Genomic DNA, 4651 nt, shown 5'->3' with positions numbered 1-4651 from the left:
AACCTTCCGCGGTGTTTTACAAAGTTTGCCGCCGCAAAATTTCGCCACCGTCAAGTGTGTGCTCCAGCTCGCCGATTGGATCACCTCGGCCGGCAGAGCTGACACTTGCTCTATCTTCCTGGATCAAGCCAAGGATTTGATCCTCCAGCACACGACTCACCTTGCGAGTCCGCTCCGTTACTTCCAACAGTCTGCGGCCGCCAGCGCCTCGCAGCCGGTCCTGTGGCTCCGTGCACCCACCGGGTCCGGCAAAACGGAGGCCCTCCTCCTCTGGGCGGCAAACGCGTCCCGAATTCTCTACCTCCTCCCCACTCAGGCCACCACTAACGCCATGTGGCGCCGTTTGGGGAGAATCTTCGGCCAAGAGAACGTCGGACTCGCACACGGGCGGGCTTCCTATTTTCTCCGCAAAGAACGCGAAGAATCCGAGGAAGATCTGCGCGATGCCCAACTTTTCGGCTCTGTGTTTGCCAAGCCCATCACCGTGGCCACGCTCGATCAGTTCCTTCTCGCCCATCTGAACTGCCGACACTGGGAAATCCGTCGCACCCTTGCCCGGCACAGCGCCGTCATCCTCGATGAGATTCACGCCTATGAACCCTACACGCTGGGGCTCCTCCAGAAGGCCCTTGAAAAGGAGCCGCCGCAGCGACTTGCCCTGGCCAGCGCCACGTTGCCCGATTGCCTCCTCCGACTTTTTGCGCCCGGCCAGCTTGTGGAAGCCGAAGGCGAACTGTGGGCCAAACAGCGCCACCACATCGTTTCCGCGCCGGGAACGCTGGTCGAAGAAGGCATCGAGCAAGCCTGTCGTCTCGCCAAAGAAGGACGCTCGGTTCTTATCGTGGCGAATACGGTCCGCGATGCCCAGGAGATCTTCCGCCTCCTGAAGACCCGGTGCGATGATCGCACGCTGACCCTCCTCCATTCCCGCTTTTGCCTCCGCGACCGTCGCACGAAGGAAGAACAAATCGCCAGCCCCGAACCGGGCACCATCCTCGTTTCCACTCAGGTCGTCGAAGTGAGCCTGGATATCTCCTACGATGCCCTGCTTACCGAAATTGCTCCGCTTGATGCCCTCGTGCAACGCCTCGGCCGCGTCAACCGTTATGGCAGGATGCCACCGGCACCGGTGACGGTCTATCAAACAACCTCGGCGGGCACTCAGCATATCTACGGACGAGACATTCTCACCTGGAGCCAAGAATTGCTCCAATCCCTTCCCAAATGCCCCACCGATGGTGACCTGCGACGCAGCGTCGCGGAACTTTATGATCGGATGGTCAATTCCCCCGACTGGAAAGACGAGCTCCAGGCCGGTGCCCGAACTCTGGAAGAATTTCAGAAAGACCTGGGCTGCTACACCATCGACCTTTCTGATCCAGAACATGCCAGCCGCTTCACAGCCCGACGCGGAACTATCTCCATCGATGTCTTGCCTCATCAGTTTGTGAAGGAAGCCTACCAATTCGTGGAGACCAGGGAATACTGGCGGCTTGCGGAACTCCTCGTCCCTGTCCCCATCTACTGGCTCAAAACGCATCGCGACCGTTTCACTCCCTGCAGCGATCTCAATCTGCTCATCGCCAATCTTTGTTATTCGTTCGACGAGGGACTCGTATTACCTGATGAGAGTCCCTTCGAATCGGGCGGAGCCATCATCGAATGAAATACCACACCACTCCAGTTTCCAAAGCGCTCTCCGAAGAAGAGCTGGACCTGCTGCGCGTCAATGGCACGAAGGTCAATTACTGGGCCATTTGCCCACGGAAACTCTGGTTCTTTGCCAAAAGAATAACGATGGAGCACACTGCCGACCGCGTCGCCCTGGGCCGTCTGCTGCACCGGGAAAGCTATTCTAAGCTGCCCCGACGCGACGTGCTCATTCATAATCTCATCCGAGTGGATGTCGTGGAAGGCGAGGAGAAAATCCTGGAAGTCAAGTATTCCCGTAAGTTCTCCGACGCGGCGCGACTTCAGGTCGCCTATTACCTGCTGTATCTCAAACACCTCGGCGCCGGCGACATGGTCGGCGAACTGCGGTTTCCCCGCGACCACCGTCGCGAACAAGTTCGACTCACTCCCGACTTGGAGGCGAAAGTCGCCGACGCCCTCCGGGGCATCCGCGAAATCGAACAGTCACCCCGGCCTCCACACGTTCAGTTCCAATCTCACTGCCTCCGCTGCGCCTATGCGGAGCTTTGCTGGGGGTAGGCCACCGGTGGCGCAATTATGGAAACGGTAACGGGAAAGTGTTCCGAAAAGGAGAGGTAGCCAGTAAAGGGAGCACGCGATGAGCGAAACCTACTACATCTTCCGCAACGGACGCCTCCGTCGCAAACACAACACGCTCTACCTGGAGTCCCCTCCCAATAACGGCGATACTCAAAAATATCCCCTGCCTGTAGAAAATGTCCGCGATATCTATCTTTTCGGTGAACTCGACCTCAACACCAAGCTGCTTCGCTTTCTGGGACAAAGGCAGATCACCGCCCACTGCTTCAATTACTACGGCTATTATGTGGGAAGCTTTTTTCCCCGCAAACGCAATGTCAGCGGCGATCTCCTCATCCGGCAGGTCCAGGCTTTTCTCAGTTCCAGTCGCCGTTTGCATCTCGCCCGCCAGTTCGTCAAAGGCGCCTGCTACCACCTCCTCCATAATCTGCGCTATTACCAGAACCGGAGGAAATCCCTTGCCGAAATCATCTCGACCATCGAGGCCCTCACAGATCAAATTGAGATGACTCCCGACATCCCATCATTGATGGGGTTAGAAGGTCGGGCACGCGATGCCTACTATCAAGCTTTCACCACAATCATGAATCTGCCAGAACCCTTTGAAAAACGCGTCCGCCGACCACCGAATAACCCCATCAACGCTCTTATTTCTTTCGGTAATACCATGCTTTACACGGCCGTTCTCACAGAACTCTATGTCACCCAACTTGATCCCACGATCAGCTATCTTCACGAACCTTCCACCCGCCGATTTTCTCTCGCTTTAGACCTTGCTGAGGTTTTTAAACCGCTCATAGTGGATAGACTCATTTTCCGACTGTGGAACAAACGCATGATCACCGACAAACACTTCGAGCCCATCGGCAAAGCCCAGGGCGTCTATCTCAACGAGGAAGGCCGAAAAATTTGGGTCCGCGAATTCGAAAAACAACTGAGCGAAACGGTTCAGCACCGCAAACTTAAACGATCGGTCTCCTATCGCCGCCTCCTCCGCCTGGAGGCCTACAAACTTGTCCGCCACCTCCTGGATATCGAACCCTACGAATCCTTTAAAGCCTGGTGGTAGCCATGTACACTATTGTCGTTTACGATGTCGAACAGCGACGCGTCGGCAAAATCTGCCGCTACCTCCGACGCTACCTGAACTGGGTCCAAAACAGCGCCTTCGAAGGCGAACTCACAGAACATCAGATCGAGGAAATGGCCGCCGGGCTGCGCCGTATCATCAATCGTGAACAGGACAGCGTCTACATCTACCAAATCCCGGAACGCAAGTGGTGCACCCGTCGTGTCGTCGGTGTTGAAAAAACCACCCTCGATACAATCTTGTAGGCTCCAACCAAGGGGACAACACCATGCGAGTACGGATCACCTTCAACTCTCTGAGAAAGACCGTCCCACTCCCCTGGAACTATCCTTGTCAGCTCCAAGGGCTTTTATTTCGCTGGCTCCGTGCGAACGACCACAAACTCGCCCGCCTCCTCCACGACCAGGGCTTCGTTTACCAAGGCCATTCCTACAAGCTGATTGTCTTCTCCCACCTCCGTGGCGTACAGGCCAAAGCGACACGTGACAGCCTCTGTCTCGATCCTCCCCTCCGCTGGTGGATCTCCTCGCCTCTGGATCCCATCGTCGAGAGCCTCATAGGTGGCCTCTTCGGTCGACCCTATGTCCGTCTTGGTCACAAAACGCTCATCATCGAACACATCCAGGTCGAACAACCCCCCGACTTTTCCAGCGAGCAGGCGGCCTTCCACACCCTTTCTCCCGTGGTCGTCTCCACATTTCAAAAAGCTTCCCGCGGCCCGCAGAAAATTTTCCTCTCCCCCGAGCAGCCCGATTTCGTCCGCGTCCTCCGCGAAAACCTTCATCGCAAGGCCGCCCTCCTGGGTATCGAACAACCGGCCGAGGCCCTCTCCATCCAGCCTCGTCGCCTCCGCAGTCGTCTGTTCCCAATCCATGGGGGCTTCGTTCGTGGGTGGGAGGGAGAGTTTTTATTGAGGGGCCCACCTGAGTTACTCCGCGTCGCCTACGATGCCGGATTGGGGGAGCGCAACGCCCAAGGTTTTGGGATGGTGGCCTGCACCCGACATCCTCGTAAAAATGTCCCCGATTGGCCGACCGGCGGTTAACAGTTCGCTCCTCATCAGTCGACATTCCCGTCGGAATCGCTTGAAAAAGGGCCGCAGACGATTTGAAGCACGCTTAACCGGGCGACGGGACCGACCGCCGGCCGGCTTCTTCCCTTTCGCGACGGTTGCGGTGGCGAGACCGACAGGTCCAGGCACCCCCCGCGTGGTACATAATCCCCCGCAGAAGATGCTCCGGGAGAAAAATTTTGCGTTTGCTCCACGAGGGGGGCTTGACAGGGAGGGTGTCCAGCTCTACGCTAAGTTGCAGTCGATCTCCTAGGGAT

The 4651-nt window shown here is 57.0% G+C and carries 6 protein-coding genes; 4 read left to right on the top strand and 2 right to left on the bottom strand.

Annotated features, from left to right (window positions below):
• The 4 genes from cas3 to cas2 all read left to right on the top strand — a co-directional run.
• Positions 1-1666: CRISPR-associated helicase Cas3' (gene cas3 / locus ABJK56_RS12255; RefSeq protein WP_347244954.1), on the top strand; the 1666-nt coding region annotated here is incomplete at its 5' end.
• Positions 1663-2211, top strand: coding sequence for a CRISPR-associated protein Cas4 (cas4, locus tag ABJK56_RS12250; protein WP_347244953.1), 549 nt, complete (start codon positions 1663-1665; stop codon positions 2209-2211). The genes cas3 and cas4, both read left to right, overlap by 4 nt.
• A 79-nt stretch (positions 2212-2290) precedes the next feature.
• Complete coding sequence (gene cas1b / locus ABJK56_RS12245; protein ID WP_347244952.1) at positions 2291-3301, top strand: type I-B CRISPR-associated endonuclease Cas1b; 1011 nt, start codon at positions 2291-2293, stop codon at positions 3299-3301.
• A gap of 2 nt (positions 3302-3303) precedes the next feature.
• Positions 3304-3567, top strand: coding sequence for a CRISPR-associated endonuclease Cas2 (cas2, locus tag ABJK56_RS12240; RefSeq protein ID WP_347244951.1), 264 nt, complete (start codon positions 3304-3306; stop codon positions 3565-3567).
• A 104-nt stretch (positions 3568-3671) separates the two neighbouring features.
• Here cas2 and ABJK56_RS12235 read toward each other — a convergent pair whose 3' ends face one another.
• Both ABJK56_RS12235 and ABJK56_RS12230 read right to left on the bottom strand, forming a co-directional pair.
• Positions 3672-4196 (bottom strand): hypothetical protein, encoded by a 525-nt coding sequence (locus tag ABJK56_RS12235; RefSeq protein WP_347244950.1) that lies wholly within the window; start codon positions 4194-4196, stop codon positions 3672-3674.
• Positions 4197-4440: 244 nt separating this feature from the next.
• A partial coding sequence (locus ABJK56_RS12230) for a hypothetical protein (RefSeq protein WP_347244949.1) occupies positions 4441-4651 on the bottom strand: 211 nt, incomplete at its 5' end.

The sequence above is a fragment of the Thermogutta sp. genome (assembly GCF_039793925.1).
Lineage (GTDB): Bacteria > Planctomycetota > Planctomycetia > Pirellulales > Thermoguttaceae > Thermogutta.
This window is presented reverse-complemented; position numbering and strand designations above follow the sequence as displayed.